This window comes from Microbacterium sp. MYb45 (assembly GCF_002979655.1).
Classification (GTDB): domain Bacteria; phylum Actinomycetota; class Actinomycetes; order Actinomycetales; family Microbacteriaceae; genus Microbacterium.
Genome location: NZ_PCPG01000006.1, coordinates 49,393 through 70,487, shown reverse-complemented (window position 1 = coordinate 70,487; position 21,095 = coordinate 49,393). Strand labels below are relative to the sequence as shown.

Below are 21,095 nucleotides of genomic sequence, written 5' to 3'. Positions count from 1 at the left end.
GCCTCACCGCCCGGATCCGCCGAAAATGAGCCGACATAGGCGATCGTATGATTGTCGCTACAATATGACTCCCTCACAGAAAGCGGAGCACCATGGCCGATCTCGTCACTCCGTGGCCGAACGATCTGTTCGCCGACATCGACCGCACGGGACCCGTCCCGCTCTACTTCCAGGTCTCGACCCGCCTCCAGAGCGCGATCCAATCCGGCGCCATCCCCGCCGGCGCCCGCCTCGAGAACGAGGTCTCGATCGCCGAGCAGCTCGGCCTGTCGCGACCCACCATCCGACGCGCCATCCAGGAACTCGTCGACAAGGGTCTGCTCGTGCGACGCCGCGGCATCGGCACCCAGGTCGTGCAGGGATCCGTCACGCGCCAGGTCGAGCTCACCAGCCTGTTCGAAGACCTGCAGAGCGCCCATCACGAACCGGGGACGCAGGTGCTCACCCACGAGGTCATCGCGGCATCCGACGAGGTCGCGGCCGCATTGGCACTCGCCCCCGGCACCGAGGTGCTGCACCTGCGCCGACGACGCAGCACCGACGGCGTCCCCGTCGCCGTGCTGGAGAACTACCTGCCGGGCGAGTTCGCGAACATCTCGTCGGAGCAGCTCGAATCCCGCGGCCTCTACCAGGTGCTGCGTGCGCGCGGCGTCGCCATCCGCGTCGCCAAGCAGAAGATCGGAGCGCGGCGGGCGGAGGCGGACGAGCCCGAGCTGCTGGAGATCGAAGCCGGCGGGCCGCTGCTGACGATGGAGCGCATCTCGTTCGACCAGTCCGGCGCGGCGATCGAGTTCGGACACCACTGCTACCGGCCCGACCTCTACCGCTTCGAGACCACGCTCGTCGCCAAGTAGTCCGCAAGCCCCTGGGGCGGCGGATGTCGCCTCCGTAGACTGACCCCATGGATGACGCGCTGTGGATCATCGGGATCGTCGTCGGCCTGATCGTCGTCGTCGCGATCCTGGCCGTCGCGCTGCGCGGAATGCGGCCGAAGCTGCCGGAGCCGCAGGTCTTCACACCGACGGCCGCGACACCGCGCTCCGCGCCCGCCTCCTCGGCATCGGCACCCACCTCCGGACTCACGCCCGACGTCGTCGCCGAGATCGACCGGCTCGTCGGAGCGGGGCACAAGATCCACGCTATCAAGCTCTACCGCGACCACACCGGCGTGGGCCTGAAAGAGGCGAAGGATCGCGTGGAGCACTGGTCGGCCAGCACGACCGCGCCGCACCTCGCCGCCGTGTCGAACGCCACCGCCGTGCACTCCGCCATCACCCCGAGCGCGCTGACGCCGTCGACCGTGCGCGCCTCGCTGCCGGCATCCGTGGCATCCGAGATCGATGCGCTCATCGCCCGCGATTCCCGGATCGGCGCGATCAAGCTGCTCCGGGAGCAGACGGGCCTCGGCCTCAAGGAGTCGAAGCTCCTGATCGACGCCTGGGCACCGCACCGCAGCTGAGCGCGACGGCCCGGCACCCGCGGTGCGCGGAAGCGGTCTCCCCGGCGAGGGAGAATGGAACCGTCCCCGATCACAAGGAGCCTCATGACCGACCGTCTCGACCGCGCCCGCCGCACCGGCATCCTCGCCGTGCTCCGCGCTTCGTCCCCCGAGCTGGCCCTGGAGGCGTCCGAGGCGATCATCCGCGGTGGGGTCACCGGTATCGAGGTGACCTTCTCGACGCCCGACGCGCCCGCCGTGATCCGCGAGCTCATCACCCGCCACGGTGACGCCGCGTACATCGGCGCCGGAACCGTGACGACCGCCGCGCAGGCAGCGGCAGCCGCGGATGCGGGGGCGGAGTTCCTCGTCAGCCCCGGCACGCTCCCCCACCTGACCCGCACGATGCTCGACACCGATCGCGTCGTGATGACCGGGGCCATGACACCCAGCGAGGTCATGAGCGCACTCGAACTCGGCGTCGACGTGGTGAAGATCTTCCCGGCGTCGCTGGGAGGTCCGTCGTACCTCGGCGCGCTGCGCGGACCGTTCCCCGACGCCCCGCTCATGCCGACCGGCGGCGTGAGCCCCGACAACCTCGCAGCCTGGTTCGCGGCGGGTGCCGTCGCGGTCGGCGCCGGCGGCGACCTGGCCAACGGCGCATCGATCGCGGCATCCGACTGGGCGGACATTGAGCAGCGCGCCGCCCGCTTCACGGCAGCGCTCACCGCCGCTCGCGGCTGATCGACCCGGCGGCGTTCAGCCTCGTTTGGTATACCAGACGCATGCGTGCGCGACCGACTCTCTTCCTCAGTGCACTCGTCGCCGTCCTGCTGACCGCGGCGGCCTGCACCGCGAACCCTGCCCCGCCCGCACCGACACCGGAGGTCTCCATGTCCGACGCCACTCAGGACCTGCTCGTCGCCGCCGCCAGCGGAGACGCGGATGCCGTTCGCGCGGCCCTCGATGCGGGAGCGGCGATCGAGGCGCGGGGCGACGGCGGCATGACCGCCCTGGTCGCGGCGACCAAGGGGAATCAGGTCGACGCGGCACGGGTGCTCATCGAGGCCGGCGCCGACGTGAACGCGAAGGACGACATCCAGGATTCCGCCTACCTGTACGCCGGCGCCCGCGGGCACGACGAGATCCTGCGTCTGACGCTCGAGAGCGGCGCCGACCTGACGAGCACGAACCGCTTCGGGGGCACCGCCCTGATCCCGGCCTCCGAACGCGGACTGCTGTCGACGGTCGAGATCCTGCTCGAGGCGGGTGTCGACCCGAACCACGTCAACAACCTGAACTGGACGGCGCTGCACGAGGCGATCGTGCTCGGCGACGGCTCCTCCCGCTACGTCGAGGTCGTGCGCGCGCTCATCGACGGCGGGGCGGACACCGGTATCCGCGACGGCGACGGTGTGCTGCCGGTCGACCTCGCGAGGAACCGCGGCTACGACGCGATCGTCGCCGAGCTCGAACGGTGATCGCCCTCGACCCGTGGGCCTGGGCCGCCCTCGCCGTGGCCGCGGTCACGATCGGCATCTCGAAGACGGCACTGCCCGGCGGCAGCATCCTGGCCATCGCCCTGTTCGCCGCGGTGCTGCCCGCCCGCACCTCGACGGCCGCGACCCTGCTGCTGCTCATGGTGGGCGACCTGTTCGCGCTCTTCGCCTACCGCCGGCACGCCCACTGGCCGACGCTGCTGCGCCTCGCCCCCGCGGTGATCGCGGGGCTCCTCGTCGGGTTCGCGTTCCTCGCACTCGCCGGTGACGGGGTGGTCCGCCGGGCCATCGGCGTGATCCTGCTCCTGATGATCGCCGTGACCCTCTGGCGCCGGTGGCGGCAGAGCAAGGCCGACGCGGCGGCCCCGCCGTCGGGCGGCATCGTGCTCGCGGGCGCCTACGGCACGCTCGGTGGTTTCACGACCATGGTCGCCAACGCGGGCGGACCGGTCATGTCGATGTACTTCCTGGCTACCCGCACGCCCGTGCAGGTGTTCCTCGGCACCTCGGCGTGGTTCTTCGCCATCATCAACGTGATCAAGGTGCCGTTCCTCGCCGGCCTCGGGCTCTTCCACGCGCCGGTGCTGCTGATGGATGCCGTGCTCGCCCCGCTCGTGGTGATCGGCGCCCTGCTCGGCCTGCGGGTCGCGCGGCGCATGAACCAGCGCGTGTTCGACCGCATCGTGATCGTGCTGACGGTCCTCGGCGCGGTGTACCTGCTGATCTGAGCGCTCGGGCGCCCACCCTCAGTCGAGGAAGATGTCCGGGAACAGCGCGCTGTCGGGTGTACCGGGGATCGCGGCGTAGCCAGAGAAGTCGGTCACGCCGTCGGCCTCGAGCACGTCTTCCACGATGAGCGACTGCCCGGTGTACGACGCCGCGGGCTTGAGCAGCACGGCGTACGCGGCATCGGCATAGATCTCGGGTGTGCGGCTCGCGGCCATGACCTTGTCGCCGCCAAGAAGGTTCTGCACCGCCGCGGTCGCGATCGTGGTGCGGGGCCACAGCGTGTTGGCGGCGATCCCGTCGCGCGCGAACTCCGCCGCGAGACCGAGCGTCGCCAGCGTCATGCCGAACTTCGCCAAGGTGTATCCCGTGTGCGCGCCGAGCCACTTCGGGCTCGGGTTCAGGGGCGGCGAGAGCGAGAGGATGTGGGGATTCTCGGCATCCTTCAGGATCGGCACGGCCGCGCGGGACAGCATGAAGGTGCCGCGCACGTTGACGTCCTGCATCAGGTCGTACTTCTTGGCCCCCAGGTCGAGCGAGCGGGAGAGGTCGATGACGCTGGCGTTGTTGATGACGATGTCGATGCCGCCGAACTCGCCCTGCGTCTTCATCACCGCTTCGGTGATGTCGTCGTCGTCGCGCACGTCGCCGACGATCGGGAGTGCGTTGCCGCCGGCTGCCCGGATCTGCTCGGCGGCGGTGTGGATGGTGCCTTCGAGCTTCGGATGCGGGGTGTCGGTCTTCGCGAGCATGGCGATGTTCGCCCCGTCGGCGGCCGCCCGCAGCGCGATGGCGAGTCCGATTCCGCGGCTGCCGCCCGACATCAGGATGGTCTTTCCGGCAAGGGACATGGTTTCTCCTGGGTTCTGATCGCGACGGGAAGTGGGGGCTGCGGTCATCTCGGGGCCATGCGGATGGCGCCGTCGAGACGGATGGTCTCGCCGTTGAGGTACCCGTTCTCGACGATCTGCTGCACGAGGGCGGCGTACTCGTCGGGGCGACCGAGGCGCGACGGGAAGGGGACCTGCTGGCCGAGGGAGTCCTGAGCTGCCTGCGGGAGGCCCATCAGCATCGGGGTCTCCATGATGCCGGGGGCGATCGTGCACACGCGGATGCCGTGGCGGGCGAGTTCGCGTGCCACGGGGAGGGTCATCGCGTGCACCCCACCCTTGGACGCGGAGTAGGCGGGCTGGCCGATCTGTCCGTCGAAAGCCGCGACGCTCGCGGTGTTGACGATGACGCCGCGCTCCTCGTCGTGCAGCTCGTTCCGGGCCATCACGGCCGATGCCTGGGAGATGACGTTGAACGTGCCGACGAGGTTGATGCGGATCACACGCTCGAAGTCGGCGAGCACCGCGGGATTGCCCTCACGGTCGAGCACCTTGGCGGGCGGCGCGATGCCGGCGCAGTTCACGACCACGCGCAGCGGAGCGGCGGACTGGGCGGCGGCCACGGCTGCCTGCACCTCGTCGGCGCTCGTGACGTCGGCCGCGACGAAGAGTCCGCCGAGCTCGTCCGCGATCTCCGCGCCCTTCGACGAGGGGAGGTCGATGATCGTGACGTGGGCTCCCGCGGCGACGAGCCGGCGCGCGGTGGCGAGCCCGAGGCCCGAGGCCCCTCCGGTGATGAGTGCACCCTGACCGCTGATCTGCATCTGAGGTTCTCCTTCGAACGTCGTTGCGACACGCTTCGCTGGAACGCGGTCTCAGCCTACGTGGTTCCTGGTTCCACCACGAAACGGGTGGCACCCGCCCGCAGGAAGCGCGTTCAGAGCGAGCCTACGACACCGCCTCCACGAAGAACGGTCCCGTCGTCCGAAGCCTCCCGCAGATATCGGTCCCCTGTCCGAAGCCTGCGGCAGGATGGGAGCATGACCATCCCCACCGACGACGTCGTCGTGCCCGATCGCGTCCGGCTCCTCGCCCGCGGCGCCGACCTCGAGTGCGTGTGGCGGAACGACTACGGCGGGCTGACGTTCCGTGCCACCGGCCAGGGCGATCCGTTCTTCATCAAATGGGGGCCGCGCAACCTCGAGTTCACCCTGAGCGACGAGGCGGAGCGGATGCAGTGGGCGTCGCAGTGGATCACGGTGCCGACCGTGCTCGAGAGCGGCGGCGACGAGACGCACGAGTGGATGGTCACGGCCGCGCTCGACGGGCTGAGCGCCGTGGACCCGCGGTGGGTCGCCGAACCCGCGGTCGCCGTTCGTGCCGTCGGCGAGGCACTCCGCGCCCTGCACGACGCCCTTCCCGTCGCGGACTGCCCCTGGGACTGGAGCGTGTCATCGCGCATCGAGAACGCCGAACGGCGCGGGATCGTCGTGCCGGACGAGCTCCGGACCGCGCCCGAGATCGACCTCCTCGTCGTCAGCCACGGCGACGCCTGCTGCCCGAACACACTGGTGGGCGAGGACGGACGCTGGCTCGCGCACGTCGACCTGGCTCTGCTCGGCGTGGCCGACCGCTGGGCCGACATCGCGGTCGCCTCCATGAGCACCGAGTGGAACTACGGCCCCGGCTGGGAGGACGCTCTCATCGAGGCCTACGGAGTCGAGCCCGACCGCGCGCGCCTCGCCTACTACCGCGAGCTCTGGAACGCCGCCTGACCCCGCGCTGACACCGCGCTCAGGCGCCGGGGCCGGGGCCGAGGATGAAGTTCCACGCCCCGGTGGCGACGGCGGCGGCGATCGCGATGCCGGAGATCGCGGCCCCCACGGCGAGCAGCATCCACTCGGCCGCACCGAACCGTGACTCGCGCGCCCAGGTCCGCCGCCCCGGCGCTCCGAATCCCCGTGCCTCCATGGCGGTGGCGAGCTTCGCCCCGCGCCGGATCGACAGCACGAGCAGCGCGAACGCCATCCCGAGGAACCGGCGGATGCGACCGCGATCGGCCACGCCCCTCGCCCGGCGGGCGAGCTCGAGCGCACGCCAGTCGTCGAGGAACAGACCCACCATCCGCAGCCCGGCGAGCGCCCCGAGCACGAACCGGGCGGGAAGTCGCAGGACCTGGCCGAGGCCGTCGGCGAGGTCGGTCGGGTCGACCGTGATGAACAGGACCACCGAGGGCAGCGCGATCGCGAGCACCCGCAGCATCGTGGCGAGGGCGAGCGCGAGCGATCCCTCGCTGATCCGCAGCACGAACCAGTCGACGTAGACGGTGCCGCTCGTCTCGCCGTAGAGCGCGATGGTCAGGCCGGTCAGGGGTGCGGCGAGCCAGACCGGCCAGGTGCGCATCCAGAACTCGCGCCAGCCGATTCCGGCGAACAGGAAGAGCACGAACTCCAGCACGAGCGCGACGGATGCCGACACCGGATCGAGCGTCAGGATCAGCGGCACCGCGATCAGCGCACTGACCCCGAGCTTGGCCACCGGGTTGACGGCGGCGAGGGCTCCGGTGCGCGCCTGCGTGTCGAGCAGGGTCACGACACGCCCCCGAGTTCGAACCGCTCGGCGTGCAGCGCGCGCGCGACATCGAGGTCGTGGGTGATCGTGACGATCGCCGACCCCTCGTCGCGGAGCGCCGCGAGCATGGCGACGAGTTCCGCCCAGGTGCGGGCGTCCTGCCCGAAGGTGGGCTCGTCGAGCACGAGCACCCGCGGCCGGGTCGCGATGGCCGCGGCGACCGTGAGGCGACGTTTCTCGCCGCCGGAGAGCGTGTACGGGTTGGCGGCGGCGAGGTGCGTCAGGCGCAGTCGCGCGAGCAGCTCGTCGCTGCGCACGGCGATCTCGTCTTCGTCCATCCCGAGCGCGCGCGGTCCGACGGCCAGCTCGTCGCGCACGGTCTTCGCGAGCAGCTGATGCTCGGGCTCCTGGAACACCATGCCGATGCGGGTCAGCAGATCCCGCGAGGCCCAGCGGATCGGCGAGGGGTCCGCCCCGGCGGCGAGCACGGCGGATGCCGTCAGGTCACCCGCAGCAGGCGGAAGCAGCCCCGCGAGGGTCAGTCCGAGCGTGGACTTGCCGGCGCCGTTCGGGCCGGTGATCGCCAGCACCTGACCGGCGCGCACATCGAGGTCGATGCCGGTAGCGACCGGGCGTCCCTTGACGCGGGCGACGGCGAGTCCGCGCGCCGAGAGCAGAGTCTCGCCCGGTTTCCCGCGCGGGGGCGGCGGGGCGGCGGGGGCGTGCCCCGGCACCCACACGCCGTCGGCCGCGAGTCGTGCACCCTGGTCACCGAGCACCTCAGCGAGCGCTCCGTCTGCCACCACTCCCCCGGCGCCGATCACGATCACCCGTGTGATGAGCGGCAGCCACACCTCGAGGCGGTGCTCGACGACGATGAGTGTCGCCGGCTGCGACTGCAGCATCCGCTCCACCGCGTCACGCACCTCGACGACACCGGCCGGGTCGAGGTTCGCGGTCGGCTCGTCGAGCAGCACGAGCCCCGGACGCATCGCGAGCATGCCGGCGAGCGCGAGCCGCTGCTTCTGTCCGCCGGAGAGCGCCTTGGTCGGGTGGTCCAGCGGCACATCGAGGCCGACGGCATCCAGCGCCGCCTCCACCCGGGGCCAGATCTGCGCCCGTGGCACGCCGAGGTTCTCGCAGCCGAACGCGACGTCGTCGCCCGCCCGTGCCAGGATCACCTGCGAGTCCGGGTCCTGCAGCACGAGGCCGGCGCGCCCCCGGGTGGCGACGGCGGGAGCACCGTCGACGAGCAGTTCGCCCGTGCTCTCGCCCTCCTCCTCGCCGCCGAGCACGCCCGCGAGACCGTGGAGCAGCGTGGACTTGCCCGCCCCGGAAGCCCCGAGCACCAGAACGCGCTCACCGGGGTCGATGCGGAACGAGACGTCGCTCAGCGCCCAGGCGAGGCGACTCGCGTGGCGCCACCCCCAGCCGCGCGCCTCGACGGCGGCGGGGACGGTGTGATCCGCCGCCATCAGACGCGGACGCGTGCCTCGCGCCCGGAGCCGAATCGGTCGAGCGCTCCGGTCGCGGCGATGCCTCGCGCCAGCACCCACGACAGCGCACCCGCGATGACGGCACCGGAGATGACCGTGCTGATCAGGTAGATCGTCGTGAAGGCGGTGCCGGAACCGGCGTACCAGAGCACGAGGTTGTTGATCCCGCCGGCGAGGGCGGCACCGGCACCCGCGAGGATCGCGACCGGCAGCGACCAGCGGCGGTAGAAGAAGAGGAGGAAGACCAGTTCGGCGCCGAGACCCTGCACGAGTCCGGCTTCGAGAGTGAGGAATCCGCCCCACTGGTTGCCGATGAGGGCCGAGACGACCGCCGCGAGCAGCTCGACGTAGATCGCCGCGCCGGCCTTGCGGATGATCAGCCCGCCGAGGACGCCGGCGAAGAGCCACGGGCCGTCGAGGAGGCCCTGGACGCCGGGGAGCAGCGGCTCGAGCAGGGCCTTCGGGCCGAGGTACCCGACGTTCCACGCGAGGAAGATCAGGCCGGCGGCGACACCGATGACGCTGGCGACGACGATGTCGACGATGCGCCAGCGCAGGAAGCTCCTGGCCGGGGGCGTGGCCTGGGCCTTGGTGGACGCCGATGTGGACGTGGACGTGCTCATCTGAACTCCTCCCTGCGCTGGCATGACCCAGATCAGGTTCGACGGTCGAAGCGCGATTCGCTCCCTCTCAGCCCGGCTCGCCGGACTCCCGTGGTTGTGCTGAAGAGCCTACCGGCTCACGACACCCCGCGGGCGACGAGGCTGCGCGCCGCGCAACGCGCCCGGGATTGGGTACCGTAAACGAGTGACCGCTTCAGATCCCGCCGACGAGGCGACGGGCGTCGTCGATGGCGACGGCTCGCCGGACGCCGTCCCCTCCGGACCGGTCGACGACCTGCCGGTCGCGGTGGATGCTGCCCCCGCAGACTCCGCCGACACCTCCGCGTTCGCCGCCGACCGGCTGTTCGCGGGCGATGTGCGACCCCCGGATGCCGCCGTGTCAGCGGCCATCCCGGTCGACTCCGCGGCGATCGGCGCGCTGTTCACGACACCGGGCTCCACGGGCGGCGGCGTCGATCACGAACCCGAGCTGCTCTCCGAACCCGCAGCGGAGCCCGTCGAGGCCGCCGGCCTCGTAGAGCCCATCGAGCCCATCGAGCCCGTCGAGCCTGTCGAGCCTGTCGAGCCCGTGGATGCGACGCCGCCGACACCCCCGCTGACCAAACCGCCGTTCGTCCCGGCCGAGCGGACAGCCGGTGAAGAGCCGGCGGACGACGCGAATGCTCTCCTCGACGCGAGCGCACCGCAGTGGGCGGATGACACGACCGGGGCGACGGCCCTCACCTGGGTCGATGCCGCGACGGTCGCCGCGCACCCGCCTCTCGCCACTCTCGACGAGCCGGCCGAGGCCGAGCAGTCAGGCGGGCTGATGCGCGGGGCCCACCTGCGACCGGCGATCGCCCGTCCGGGGGTCCTGGTGCCGTTGGCGACGCTCGTCGCGATCGTCGCCGCCTACGCCGGTACGACGATGCTGTGGCCACTGCATGAAGTCCCTCCGACGGTGCAGTCCGTCGAATTCGAGACCACTCCCGCCGCCGCGGCTGCGATCACCTGGCCCGGCGAGGGCAGCGCGGCTGTCGGCATCGGCGGGCTGAGCACGGTGGTCTCGAATCCCGGTGCCGTGAGCATCGCGAGCATCACCAAGGTCGTGAGCAGCCTGATGGTGCTCGACCGGATGCCGCTGGCGCTCGGCGAGCAGGGCCCCGAGTTCCGGTTCAGCTACCGCGACAGCGTGGAGTACTGGGACTACCGGCGCAGTGATCAGTCCGCGCTGGATGTGCCCGTCGACGGTGTGCTGACCGAATACCAGATGCTGCAGGGCACGCTCCTGGGGTCGGCGAACAACTACATCGACCGGCTCGCGTCCGAGATCTGGGGCTCCGACCGGGAGTTCGCGTCCGCCGCGGAGACCTGGCTGAGGGAGCGCAACCTCACCGGCATCACGGTCGTGACCCCGTCGGGCTTCGACGAACGCAACGTCTCGACGCCCGACTCGCTCATCGCACTGGGCGAGCTGGCGATGCAGAATCCGGTGTTCGCGGAGATCGTGGGCACGAAGTCGGTGGACCTCCCCGGCGCGGGCACGGTCGTCAACACGAACGGGATGCTCGCCGATCCGGGTGTCGTCGGCATCAAGACCGGCACGCTGGTCGGATGGAACCTGCTCACGGCGAAGGATGTGACGGTCGGCGACACGACGGTGAAGTTGTACGCCGCCGCGCTGAACCAGGCGGGCGACGATGAGCGGCTCGCCCTGACCCGCTCGCTCTTCGCCGAGACCGAAGCTGCACTGCAGGCGCAGGGCCCGGCGGTCGCCGCGGGCACGGTCGTCGGACGCGTCACGACCCTGTGGGGCGAGGATGTCGAGGTCGTCACCGACTCCGACGCCGATGTGGTGCTGTGGAACGGCGCCCTTGCGACGGCGACGCCGACCTTCGACCTCGCGGACGAGCGCGATGAAGACGACACGGTGGGAACGATGACCGCTGCCGGCCCGCTCGACAGTGTCACGGTTCCCCTGGTCCTGGCCGAAGATGTCGAGGGACCGAGCCCCTGGTGGCGTCTGACCCACCCGCTCGAGCTCCTGGGCATCACCACCGACCCGCGCTGACTCTCGCGCCGAGATCGCGCCGATCGTCGCCGAACCACCGCCGCCTGACTCTCTCACTCCGAGGAGTCAAAGAACGCCGCCTCCAGCCCTTCGGAGGCGGCGTTTTTTGGCTCCTCACCTGCTGAGCATGTCGCTCTGCGCGGCAGGATGCCGGTCGAGCAGAACAGCGCACGCAGAACAGCGCCCCACCCCGCGAGTGCGGGATGGGGCGCTGTTCTGCGTGCGTCGCTGCGCCGGACGCGGATCAGCCGCGAGGGGCGGAGCCGTCGGCCCCGTCCTCGAGGAGAGCCTGCGCGGCGGCGACCTCGGCCGCGGGCGCCTGGGCCCCGACCGAGGCTCCGGCCACGGCAGCGGCTTCTTCCTTCGCGCTCTCGTCGTCGCCGGCCTCTCCGGTGACGACGACGGGCGTCGATCCGGTGAGGGCGTCTTCGGCGTCGATGTCGGTCGCCGCCTGCTCGAACTGCGACTGGTACAGCCGCCAGTAGGCGCCCTGCGCGGCGATGAGCTCGTCGTGCGTGCCCTTCTCCACGATGTCGCCGTGCTCCATCACGAGGATGAGGTCGGCGTCGCGGATGGTCGACAGACGGTGCGCGATCACGAACGACGTGCGTCCTTCGCGGAGCGCGGCCATCGCGTGCTGCAACAGCAGCTCGGTGCGGGTGTCGACCGCCGACGTGGCCTCATCGAGGATGAGGATCGACGGCTGCGCGACGAATGCCCTGGCGATCGTGATGAGCTGGCGCTCGCCCGCCGAGACGTTCGCGGCATCCTCGTCGAGCACCGTGTCGTAGCCCTCGGGGAGGGCGTGCACGAAGCGGTCGACGTAGGTCGCCTTGGCGGCGGCGAGAACCTCTTCGTCGGTCGCCGTGGAGCGACCGTATCGGATGTTCTCGCGGATGCTGCCGGCGAACAGCCACGGGTCCTGCAGCACCATGCCGGTGCGTGAGCGCAGTTCGTCGCGGGTCGCCTCGGCGATGTCCTGGCCGTCGAGCATGATGCGCCCGCCGCTGAGCTCGTAGAAGCGCATGATCAGGTTGACCAACGTCGTCTTGCCGGCGCCCGTCGGGCCGACGATCGCGACCGTCTGCCCCGGCTCCACCCGGAACGACAGGTCCCGGATGAGCGGGCGCTCGGGCGTGTACGAGAACGCGACGTTCTCGAACTCGATGACACCCTTGCCCTCCACGAGCTCGGGAGCATCGGCGTCGTCCGCCTCCTGCTCGTCGGCGTCGAGCAGCTCGAACACCCGCTCGGCGGATGCCGTGCCCGACTGGACCACCGCAGCCATGCCACCCAGCTCGGACAGCGGCTGCGTGAACTGCTGCGAGTACTGGATGAACGCCTGCACGTCGCCGAGTCGCAGCTGTCCGTTCGCGACCATCAGACCGCCGAGCACCGCGATGCCCACATAGCTGAGGTTTCCGACGAACATCATCGCCGGCATGATGATGCCGGAGAGGAACTGCGCCTTGAAGCTCGCCTGGAACAGCTCTTCGTTCTCGACCTGGAACTTGTCCAGAGCGTCCTTCTCGCGTCCGAAGACCTTCACCAGCGCGTGGCCGGAGAACGCTTCTTCGACGCGGGCGTTCAGTCGCCCGACCTTGCGCCACTGCGTGCCGAAGGCCTTCTGCGAACGCGGTCCGATGATGCCGAAGATCACGCCCATGAGAGGCAGTGTGATGAGTGCGACGAGCGCGAGCTGCCACGAGATCGAGAACATCATGACGAGCACGCCGATCACGGTGAGCACCGAGGTGAGTGCACCGGAGAGCGACTGCTGCATCGTCTGCGTGATGTTGTCGATGTCGTTCGTGACGCGCGAGATCAGTTCACCGCGCTGCACCTTGTCGAAGTACGCCAGCGGCAGACGGTTGATCTTCGCCTCGACGGACTCGCGCAGGCGCCACATGGTGCGCACCATGATCACGTTGATGACGTAACCCTGGATCCAGGTGAGGAATGCCGCAGCCACGTAGATCGCGAGCACCGCGGCGATCACCAGACGCAGCGCCTCGAAGTCGACGCCCTGGCCGACCGTGAAGTCGCCCAGCGCCCCGACCTGGTTCGCGAAGTCGTCCTGACCGGAACCACGCAGCGCATCGATCACGACGTCCTGCGGTGTGCCCGCGGGGAAACCGGGGAAGTCGCCGTTCGGCTGCCCGAGCTGGATGGAGATGAATCCCTTGTAGACGAGGTTCGTCGCCTCGGCGAGCACCTTGGGCGCCGCGACCGTGAGCACGACGCCGATGGCGCCGAGGATCGACACGAAGACGAACCAGATCGCGGAGGGCTTCAGCAGCCCGATCATGCGCGCGAAGCTCGGACCGAAGTTGTCGGCCTTGCCCGGCGCGACGCTGTCCCAGTCGCCGGAGTTCTGACGAGCCTGCTCGGCGAGCTCGGCCTCGTACTGCTCTTCGGCCGACAGCTCGACCTCGGCCACGGCCGTCGTCGCCTTGCCGCGGCCGCGGCCGCGCTTGGCCTTGCCCTGTTCTTCGTTCAGTTCGCTCATGCGTCCACCCCCAGCTGCGACTCGACGATCTCTCGGTAGGTGTCGTTCGTCTCGAGCAGCTGCTCATGCGTGCCGACGCCGACCATGGTGCCGCCGTCGAGGACGACGATGCGGTCGGCGTCCGTGATCGTGGAGACGCGCTGCGCGACCACGATCTTCGTCACGTGCGGGAGTTCCCGCCACAGCGCCTGGCGCAGCCGGGCATCCGTGGTGAGGTCGAGCGCCGAGAACGAGTCGTCGAACACGAGGATCTTCGGCTGGTGCACGATCGCACGCGCGATCGCGAGACGCTGACGCTGACCGCCGGAGACGTTCGTGCCGCCCTGGGCGATGCGCGAGTCGAGCCCGTCGGGCATCTCCTCGACGAAGTCACGTCCCTGCGCGATGTCGAGCGCGTGCCAGAGCTCCTCGTCGGTCGCCTCCTCGCGGCCGTAGCGCAGGTTCGACGCGACGGTGCCGGTGAAGAGGAACGGACGCTGCGGTACGAGGCCGATGCTGTCCCACAGCGACTCGACGTCGGCCTCGCGCACATCCGTGCCGCCGACGTGCACGGATCCGCCCGAGACGTCGAAGAGCCGCGGGATGAGCGAGATGAGCGTCGTCTTGCCGGAACCGGTGGATCCGACGATCGCGACCGTCTCACCCGGCTCGGCCGCGAAGCTGATGCCGCGGAGCACCGGGGAGTCGGCACCGGGGTAGGTGAACTCGACGTCGTCGAGCGCCACTGCTCCGGGCACCGGGAACTCGGTGACGCCGTTCTCGGGACGGACGAGGGTGGACTCGGAGTCGAGCACCTCGCCGATGCGCTCGGCGGAGACCGCCGCACGCGGGATCATCATCGCCATGAAGCTCGCCATGATGACGCCGCCCATGATCTGGCCGATGTACTGCATGAAGGCGAACAGCGTGCCGACCTGCACCGTGCCGTTGTTGACCTCGATGCCGCCGAACCAGATGACCGAGACGACGGTCACGTTGAGGATGAGCATGAACAGCGGGAACAGCAGCACGAACAGGGAGCCGACCTTGCGGCCGACGACCATGATGTCGGTGTTGGCTCCGCGGAAGCGCTCTTCCTCGATGCGTTCGCGCACGAAGGCGCGCACGACGCGCACACCGGTGAGTTGCTCGCGCATGATGCGGTTGACGTTGTCGAGCTTGCCCTGGTAGCTGCGGAACAGCGGCACCATGCGCCCGATCACGAGCGCGGCCAGGATCAGCAGCGCGGGCACCGAGACGGCGATCAGCCAGCTGAGGCCGACGTTGGTCTGGATGGCGAAGAAGATGCCGCCGATCGCGAGCAGCGGGGCGGTGACGAGCATGGTGGCGCCCATCATCGCGAGCATCTGCACCTGCTGCACATCGTTGGTGTTTCGCGTGATGAGCGAGCCGGCGCCGAACTGCGACACTTCGCGCTCGGAGAAGCCGCTGACCTTGCCGAAGACGTCGGCGCGGATGTCGCGGCCGGCGCCCATCGCGGCGCGCGCGGCGAAGAAGGTCGCCGTGACCGAGGCGATGATCTGCCCCAGCGACACCGCGAGCATGAACAGACCCGTGCCCCAGATGTAGGCGGTGTCACCCTGGGCGACACCCTTGTCGATGATGTCGGCGTTCAGGCGCGGGAGGTAGAGGGTCGCCGCGGCGCTGGCGAGCTGGAACACCAGCACGCCGAGCAGCAGCCACCGGTATCGAGAGAGATAGCGGAAGAGGATTTTTCCCAGCACAGGCGAACTTTCTAGGAAGGATGAAACGGCGGGTTTCTCGGCAGACGGATGCCGACCGACAACCGGCCACAAGACAGAGTGCCACGAACCGTGGACATTCGTATCCCCCTCGAGGCTGACCTTCGCTGACAGCGAACCCCTCCACCCGGGGATCATCCGTTTCTGCACGCGGGCGAACAAGTGACGAGCCCGACCGCAGCGCTTCTTGTGTTTTCCTGTTGATACAACTTGTGATAGACATATGACACAACCGAGAACGGACCTCCCATGCTTCCGCACATCGCATCCCTGCTCGACCCGATCCAGCTGCTCGGCGGCCTCCTGTCGTTGCCGCTGGTCTCCCTGATCCTCGCGGCGATCATCGCGGTGGGGATCGCCGTCTCGCCCCGAGGGGCTGCGCGACGACGCGGTCGCGTCCGGCTCACGCCTTCGGCATCCACCGCGGTGTCCGCCCGCTATACGCCGGAGCACCGCGCCCTCGGCATCGCGGCGATCGTCGTGATCGTGATCTTCATCGCCGAGAACCTGATCACGCGGTACGTCCTGGGGATGTTCGGCGTGAGCCTCAACGGCGTCGTCGGCTGGTGGCGATACGCGACACCCGTCTTCACGGCATCCGTCGGCGTGGCCATCCTGCTGGCGATGATCGTCATGCACGGCAGCACCCCTCCGGAGCGACCCGTCGTCTCCGCGCGCCGGACCTGGCTGACCTTCAGCTCCCGCGTGGGGTCGGTGGGCACCGCCCTCGCCCTTCTCGCCCTCGCGACGACCACGCTGCTCGCCGGACTCGCATCGTCGAACCTCAACGGCGGTCCGTACGTCTACCTCGAGATCGACGTCCCCAACGAAACCATCGACCCGATCCGCCCCTGGTTCTACGGATGGGCCTACGGCATCCCCGTCCTGATCTGCACCGCCGCCCTCGTGGGAGTCGTCGTCGCGGCACTGCACGCGAACGCGGCCCGCGCGTTCCTCCGTCCCGAGACGGTCGTCGCCGAGCAGCAGGAGCGCCGCGACATCGCGAGCGGGATCGCCCGGCTCGCGGCGTCCGCGGCCCTGCTCGCTCTGGCGGGGGCGCTCCGGTTCATCGCCGAGGCGGGATCGGTCGCCGGGCTCACGATCCAGGGCGACAGCGGCAGCGACTCCTACGACGTGTTCTGGCGATACGGCGAGCTCGCCGCCATCGGCGGTTGGGTGGCTCCGGCGCTCGAGATCACCGCGTTCGTGCTCCTGTTCCTCGTGACCGCACAGCTGGCGCACGGCACAGGTCCCGCCGCCCCCGCCGAGCAGGCCGCCGAATCGAGGGCCGCACAGTGAGCCCGAGCCCGAAGCTGTCGCCGGCCGATGAGGCGAATCCAGCTCGCGACATCTACCGACAGCTGCGCGGCCTGATCGTGTCGGGACAGCTCGGCGCCGGCGAACGGCTGCCGACGGTGCGCCAGACCGCGAGCGATCTGGGTGTGGCTCCCGGCACGGCCGCACGCGCATACAAGATGCTCGAGAGCGAGGGGCTCGTGATCTCGCGCACCGCAGCGGGCACACGGGTGGCGGAGACCGCGGGTGTGCTTCCGGCATCCGTGATCCGGCGCATCCGCGAACTGGTCGAGGAGGCCGCATCCGTCGATGCCGATCCGGATGACGTGGTCGACGTGCTCCGGACGATCTGGCAGACGCGCACCCCGGATCCGTCCGCGGCCGGCGAGGGCGCGTAAGGCCGGATCCCGCGACGCGACCTCAGAACAGGGCGAGCTGCGGCACGTAGTCCCGTGCGGGGGCACCGGCATCCGGGGCGAGCTCCGCCAGTGTCGGCGGATCCCACTTCGGGTTGCGGTCCTTGTCGACCAGCTGTGCCCTGATGCCCTCGACGAGGTCAGGATGCTCGTTCACGAACCACAGCACCCGTCGGTACTCACCCTCGAGCGCCGCGCGCAGACCCGGCATCTCCCTCGCCTCGCGCACAGCGTCGAGGGTCACGGTGAGCCCGGTCGGCGCGAGCCCCTCCAGCAGTTCGGCCGTGGCGGCGGCATCCGTGTGCTCCTGCGCGCGCAGTCGATCGACGATCTCGGTCACGGTCGGCGCGGAGAAGGCCTCGTCGATCCACTCCCGCGATGCCGGAAGCTGCGTGGGCTCGGGCGTCTCGTCGAAGAGCAGCACGATCTCGCTGGGCCCGGTCGGGTCCGCGCGGAAGGCGAGCGCCTCGCTCAGGGCCTCCAGCCGCTCCGACGGCACGAAGTGGTCGGCGAAGCCGAGGTACACGGCATCCGCACCGTTCATCGTCGATCCGGTGAGCCCGAAGTACTCGCCGAAACGCCCCGGCGCCCGCCCGAGCAGCCAGGTGCCGCCCACATCGGGCGTGAAGCCGATACGGGTCTCGGGCATCGCGAGCTTCGATCGCTCGGTGACGATGCGGATGGCGGCGTGGCCGGCGAGCCCGATGCCGCCGCCCATGGTGATGCCGTCCGCGAAGGCGACGACCGGCTTCGGGTACTCGGCGATCATCGCGTTCAGGGCGTACTCGGCGCGGAAGAACTCCGCGGTCCGCTCGGCCTGCCCTGCCACGATCTGCGCGTGCAGCGCGCGCACGTCGCCGCCGGCGCACATGCCGCGCTCCCCCGCGCCGTCGATCAGCACGATCTGCACATCGGTGTCGTCGCGCCATGCGGTGAGGGTCTCGGTGAGGATCCCGATCATCTCCACGTCGAGGGCGTTGATCGCCTCCGGACGGTTGAGGGTGAGCCGCCCGAGCGCCCCTTCGGTGCGGACGAGGACACGGGAGGCAGCCTGAGAATCGGTCACGCGTGCCAGGCTACCTTTCCCGAAGGGCGGTATTCCGCGCGAAATGCGGGATCCGACAGGCTTTTCCGGCAGGATAGGGAGGAACTGTTCCACGCGACGAGAGGTCACGATGCCCGAAGGACAGGTGCTGGAGTTCACGCACGTGACGAAGCGCTTCAATGAGGTGACCGCCGTCTCGGACTTCTCCGCGCGCGTCGAGCCGGGTGCCGTCACCGCCTTCCTCGGCCCCAACGGAGCCGGCAAGACCACCACGCTGCGCATCCTGCTCGGTCAGGTGCGCGCCACCTCCGGAACCGCGACGATCGGCGGCACGGCCTACGGCGAACTCCGCCAGCCGCTGCGCACGATCGGTGCCGTGCTGGAAGAGACCGCCTACCGCCCGCGCCGCACCGCCGAGCGACAGCTGACGATCGCCGCGAAGGCGAACGGTGTGCCGCTGGCGCGCGTGGGTGAGGTCCTCTCGCTGGTCGGGCTCGACGGCGAGGGCGACTCGCGGATCGGCGGTTTCTCGCTCGGCATGCGCCAGCGGCTCAGCGTCGCGCACGCGCTTCTCGGCGACCCGGGCGCCCTGGTCTTCGACGAGCCGGCCAACGGGCTCGACCCCGAGGGGATCCGCTGGATGCGGCTGCTGATGCGCCGCCTCGCGGACGAAGGGCGCACGGTGCTCGTATCGTCGCACGTCCTCAGCGAGGTGGAGCAGGTCGCCGACAACGTGCTCGTGCTGTCGAAGGGCGAGCTGGTCCTGGCCAGTGGCATCGAGACGCTGGCCGACCCGAAGGGCGGCTCCGTCATCGTCGACGCCGCCGACCGCGATGCGCTCAGCGCTGCGCTCTCCGCAGCCGGATTCGACATCGAGGTGCTGCGCTCGGGCCTGACCGTCCGCGGCGGCGACGCCGGCACGGTCGGCGCAGTGGCCGCCGACGCAGGCATCGCGCTGAGCACGCTCGTGCAGCGCGGACCGACGCTGGAAGACGTCTTCATCGACCTGATGCGCGGCGGTAGGCACGCGCCGCCCGCCTACCCGGCCCAGGTACCGGCACCGGCACCGGCACCGATCGCGCCGCCCGTGGCCGCCGAGGCTCTGGCCGCCGACGCCACCCTCGCGCCGAACGAGTCCGTGGTCGCGATCCCCGTCGCCGCAGCGGCAGCATGGGCGGCCGAGGTCGCCGCCGCTCCCGCCGATGAGGCCGTGGCAGACGATCTCGCGGCAGTGGGCACCGCCCGCGCCGACGACGACTCCGAGGAAGAGGCGGGCGACGAGCCTCTCACCGACGAGTCCGCCGAAGAAGTTCCCGCCGAAGAGGCTCCCGCCGACGACGCGGAGAACGCCGCGCCCGTCGAGGCCGCCGACGACACCGACGGAGCGAGTGCGGACGAGGCCACCGCGGACGAGGCAACCGGCGACGAGGCGACCGGCGACGAATCCGAATCCGAATCCGAATCCGAATCCGAGACCACCGCGCCCACGGCACGGTCCTTCGACGAGATCCTGTTCGGGGCGGCGGCTCCGGTCGCGGCCGACGCACCCACGTCCACCGACGAGGCACGTCACAGCGTCGCCGAGATCTTCGACACATCCGACGACGAGCACACCGCTGATGACGCTTCCGAGCAGCAGCCTGCCGACGTCGAAGCCACCGCCGACGGCGCGGCGGGTGCACCCGAAGCCACCGACGACGTGAGCACCGGCGACAGCCCGTCAGACGACGAGGGCACGCCGCTGGACGAGGATGCGTCCGAGGTCGAGCACACGGGTGTCGAGATCTTCTCCGATCTCGCTGACGCTTCCGATGCCGACCACGACGGCGCAGAAGACGACACCGCGGACCGCGACGACTCGGACCACGACGACTCGGATGGCTCGGACGCCGACGAGGATCCGCGCTCCGCTGCCGTCAGCTCGATGCTGGCCGCAGCCGCTCGCGCCTATTACGAGGACGAGCCGAAGGACTACCCCCTCAGCCCGGAATCGGCGGACGACGCCTCGACCGAGAGCGCGCACTGGAGCATCGCATCCACCGGCGTCATCGACACGGTGCCGCTGGCCGCGTCCGATGAGGCGACCGACGACGAGTCCGCCCCGGAGGAGACTCCCGCCGAGGAGGCCGCCTCCGCAGATGGCGAGTCCGACGCCGACGCCCAGTCCGGCAGCGACGAGCATCATGACGGAGATGAGCACGAAGGTGGCGAGAACCACCACGGCTGACTCTCGTCGCCGATGAGAACCGAGAACGCCCTCCCGACCACATGGTCGCGGAGGGCGTTCCTCTGTTCGGTCAGGGGCGACCGCAGCCGTCGACGCCGTCGTCAGGCAGGTCGGGGACGGATGACCGGCCGACGGCTGCCCTTCGGGACGGCGGTGGGCGAGGTCGCGACGATCTCCTCGACGTCTGCCGGCTCCGCGGACACATCGAGGCGCAACGCCTGAGTGAGCGCGAGCCCGTGCCGCGTGGTCAGGATCAGGCGGCGGTACTGCGCGTCGCCCTCGAGGTCGATCACGACGCTCGGGCGACGCTTGCGGATCAGCACGAAGTCCAGGCTGCCGGCCGCCTTCCAACTGCCGGCGGCGAGGATGCCGGGGATGTGCGTGCCGGGGTTCGGGACGCCCCGCAGCCACGTCCACGCGTCATCCGTGAGCTGGACCTTGGTGATGGTGTCGCGCGCGATGCGGACGTTCTCACGGTGGAAGGTGGCGGCCCGTTCGAGCGGCGAGAGCACGACTTCGAGTTGCGTCTGGTCCAGCAGCAACGTCACCATGCACTCAGTCTGCCAGCGCGGCCCTGCCAGTTGTCTGGAAGTTGCTCACAGGAACGCAACGATCCCTTGTCGATTG

19 protein-coding genes and 1 riboswitch are annotated in these 21,095 nt (G+C 70.1%); of the genes, 10 read left to right on the top strand and 9 right to left on the bottom strand.

Translation table 11 applies throughout. From position 1 onward, the window contains the following. Positions 1-92: 92 nt before the first annotated feature. The 5 genes from CQ034_RS12070 (at position 93) to CQ034_RS12050 (ending at position 3,665) form a co-directional block, all read left to right on the top strand. Positions 93-854, top strand: coding sequence for a GntR family transcriptional regulator (locus tag CQ034_RS12070; protein ID WP_029261211.1), 762 nt, complete (start codon positions 93-95; stop codon positions 852-854). Between the two features lie 47 nt (positions 855-901). Next, positions 902-1,459 carry a ribosomal protein L7/L12 gene (locus tag CQ034_RS12065; RefSeq protein WP_146114837.1) on the top strand — a complete coding sequence of 186 codons (558 nt, stop codon included), beginning with the start codon at positions 902-904 and terminating at the stop codon, positions 1,457-1,459. Positions 1,460-1,543: 84 nt separating this feature from the next. Further along, positions 1,544-2,182, top strand: a complete 639-nt coding sequence (locus CQ034_RS12060; protein WP_105711233.1) for a bifunctional 4-hydroxy-2-oxoglutarate aldolase/2-dehydro-3-deoxy-phosphogluconate aldolase — start codon at positions 1,544-1,546, stop codon at positions 2,180-2,182. A 41-nt stretch (positions 2,183-2,223) separates the two neighbouring features. Next, complete coding sequence (locus CQ034_RS12055) at positions 2,224-2,919, top strand: ankyrin repeat domain-containing protein (protein WP_105711232.1); 696 nt, start codon at positions 2,224-2,226, stop codon at positions 2,917-2,919. Continuing rightward, a complete protein-coding gene (locus CQ034_RS12050) occupies positions 2,916-3,665 on the top strand; it encodes a sulfite exporter TauE/SafE family protein (RefSeq protein ID WP_105711231.1) in 750 nt (249 codons plus the stop codon). Before CQ034_RS12055 ends, CQ034_RS12050 begins: the two co-directional genes overlap by 4 nt. A gap of 18 nt (positions 3,666-3,683) precedes the next feature. On the opposite strand, the gene CQ034_RS12045 is transcribed toward CQ034_RS12050, so the two are convergent. Together CQ034_RS12045 and CQ034_RS12040 are read right to left on the bottom strand one after the other, a co-directional pair. After that, positions 3,684-4,514 carry an NAD(P)-dependent oxidoreductase gene (locus CQ034_RS12045; RefSeq protein WP_029261216.1) on the bottom strand — a complete coding sequence of 277 codons (831 nt, stop codon included), beginning with the start codon at positions 4,512-4,514 and terminating at the stop codon, positions 3,684-3,686. A gap of 44 nt (positions 4,515-4,558) precedes the next feature. Continuing rightward, entirely contained in the window at positions 4,559-5,317 is a 759-nt protein-coding gene (locus CQ034_RS12040; RefSeq protein ID WP_105711230.1) for an SDR family NAD(P)-dependent oxidoreductase, read from the bottom strand. Positions 5,318-5,533: 216 nt separating this feature from the next. Here CQ034_RS12040 and CQ034_RS12035 point away from each other — a divergent pair, with 216 nt between their 5' ends. Then, complete coding sequence (locus CQ034_RS12035; protein WP_105711229.1) at positions 5,534-6,268, top strand: aminoglycoside 3'-phosphotransferase; 735 nt, start codon at positions 5,534-5,536, stop codon at positions 6,266-6,268. A 19-nt stretch (positions 6,269-6,287) separates the two neighbouring features. Here the strand turns inward: CQ034_RS12035 and CQ034_RS12030 are convergent, their stop codons facing one another. From CQ034_RS12030 to CQ034_RS12020, 3 genes are all read right to left on the bottom strand, one after another. Further along, positions 6,288-7,085 carry an energy-coupling factor transporter transmembrane protein EcfT gene (locus CQ034_RS12030; protein WP_105711228.1) on the bottom strand — a complete coding sequence of 266 codons (798 nt, stop codon included), beginning with the start codon at positions 7,083-7,085 and terminating at the stop codon, positions 6,288-6,290. Next, on the bottom strand, positions 7,082-8,539 hold the full coding sequence (locus CQ034_RS12025) for an ABC transporter ATP-binding protein (protein WP_181156304.1): 1,458 nt from the start codon (positions 8,537-8,539) through the stop codon (positions 7,082-7,084). The genes CQ034_RS12030 and CQ034_RS12025 overlap by 4 nt, the downstream gene beginning before the upstream one ends. Beyond that, a complete protein-coding gene (locus CQ034_RS12020) occupies positions 8,539-9,183 on the bottom strand; it encodes an ECF transporter S component (RefSeq protein ID WP_105711227.1) in 645 nt (214 codons plus the stop codon). Before CQ034_RS12020 ends, CQ034_RS12025 begins: the two co-directional genes overlap by 1 nt. Next, positions 9,174-9,285: riboswitch (TPP riboswitch) on the bottom strand. (Overlaps the previous gene by 10 nt.) Positions 9,286-9,367: 82 nt before the next feature. On the opposite strand from CQ034_RS12020, the gene CQ034_RS12010 reads away from it, so the two are divergent. Then, positions 9,368-11,233, top strand: a complete 1,866-nt coding sequence (locus CQ034_RS12010; RefSeq protein WP_181156303.1) for a D-alanyl-D-alanine carboxypeptidase family protein — start codon at positions 9,368-9,370, stop codon at positions 11,231-11,233. A 244-nt stretch (positions 11,234-11,477) separates the two neighbouring features. Here CQ034_RS12010 and CQ034_RS12005 read toward each other — a convergent pair whose 3' ends face one another. After that, positions 11,478-13,742, bottom strand: a complete 2,265-nt coding sequence (locus CQ034_RS12005; protein WP_105711225.1) for an ABC transporter ATP-binding protein — start codon at positions 13,740-13,742, stop codon at positions 11,478-11,480. Beyond that, the gene (locus CQ034_RS12000) at positions 13,739-15,466 is read right to left on the bottom strand and encodes an ABC transporter ATP-binding protein (protein ID WP_029261224.1); all 1,728 of its coding nucleotides are present in this window, start codon (positions 15,464-15,466) and stop codon (positions 13,739-13,741) included. Before CQ034_RS12000 ends, CQ034_RS12005 begins: the two co-directional genes overlap by 4 nt. Positions 15,467-15,733: 267 nt before the next feature. On the opposite strand from CQ034_RS12000, the gene CQ034_RS11995 reads away from it, so the two are divergent. Next, on the top strand, positions 15,734-16,783 hold the full coding sequence (locus CQ034_RS11995; protein WP_105711224.1) for a hypothetical protein: 1,050 nt from the start codon (positions 15,734-15,736) through the stop codon (positions 16,781-16,783). Next, entirely contained in the window at positions 16,780-17,178 is a 399-nt protein-coding gene (locus CQ034_RS11990) for a GntR family transcriptional regulator (RefSeq protein ID WP_105711223.1), read from the top strand. The genes CQ034_RS11995 and CQ034_RS11990 overlap by 4 nt, the downstream gene beginning before the upstream one ends. Before the next feature lie 22 nt (positions 17,179-17,200). Here CQ034_RS11990 and CQ034_RS11985 read toward each other — a convergent pair whose 3' ends face one another. Continuing rightward, positions 17,201-18,262, bottom strand: a complete 1,062-nt coding sequence (locus tag CQ034_RS11985; RefSeq protein ID WP_105711222.1) for an enoyl-CoA hydratase/isomerase family protein — start codon at positions 18,260-18,262, stop codon at positions 17,201-17,203. Positions 18,263-18,371: 109 nt separating this feature from the next. On the opposite strand from CQ034_RS11985, the gene CQ034_RS19590 reads away from it, so the two are divergent. Continuing rightward, entirely contained in the window at positions 18,372-20,468 is a 2,097-nt protein-coding gene (locus CQ034_RS19590) for an ATP-binding cassette domain-containing protein (protein WP_181156302.1), read from the top strand. 101 nt (positions 20,469-20,569) lie between these two features. Here the strand turns inward: CQ034_RS19590 and CQ034_RS11975 are convergent, their stop codons facing one another. Beyond that, positions 20,570-21,019, bottom strand: a complete 450-nt coding sequence (locus CQ034_RS11975) for a hypothetical protein (protein WP_029261229.1) — start codon at positions 21,017-21,019, stop codon at positions 20,570-20,572. Positions 21,020-21,095 lie beyond the last annotated feature (76 nt).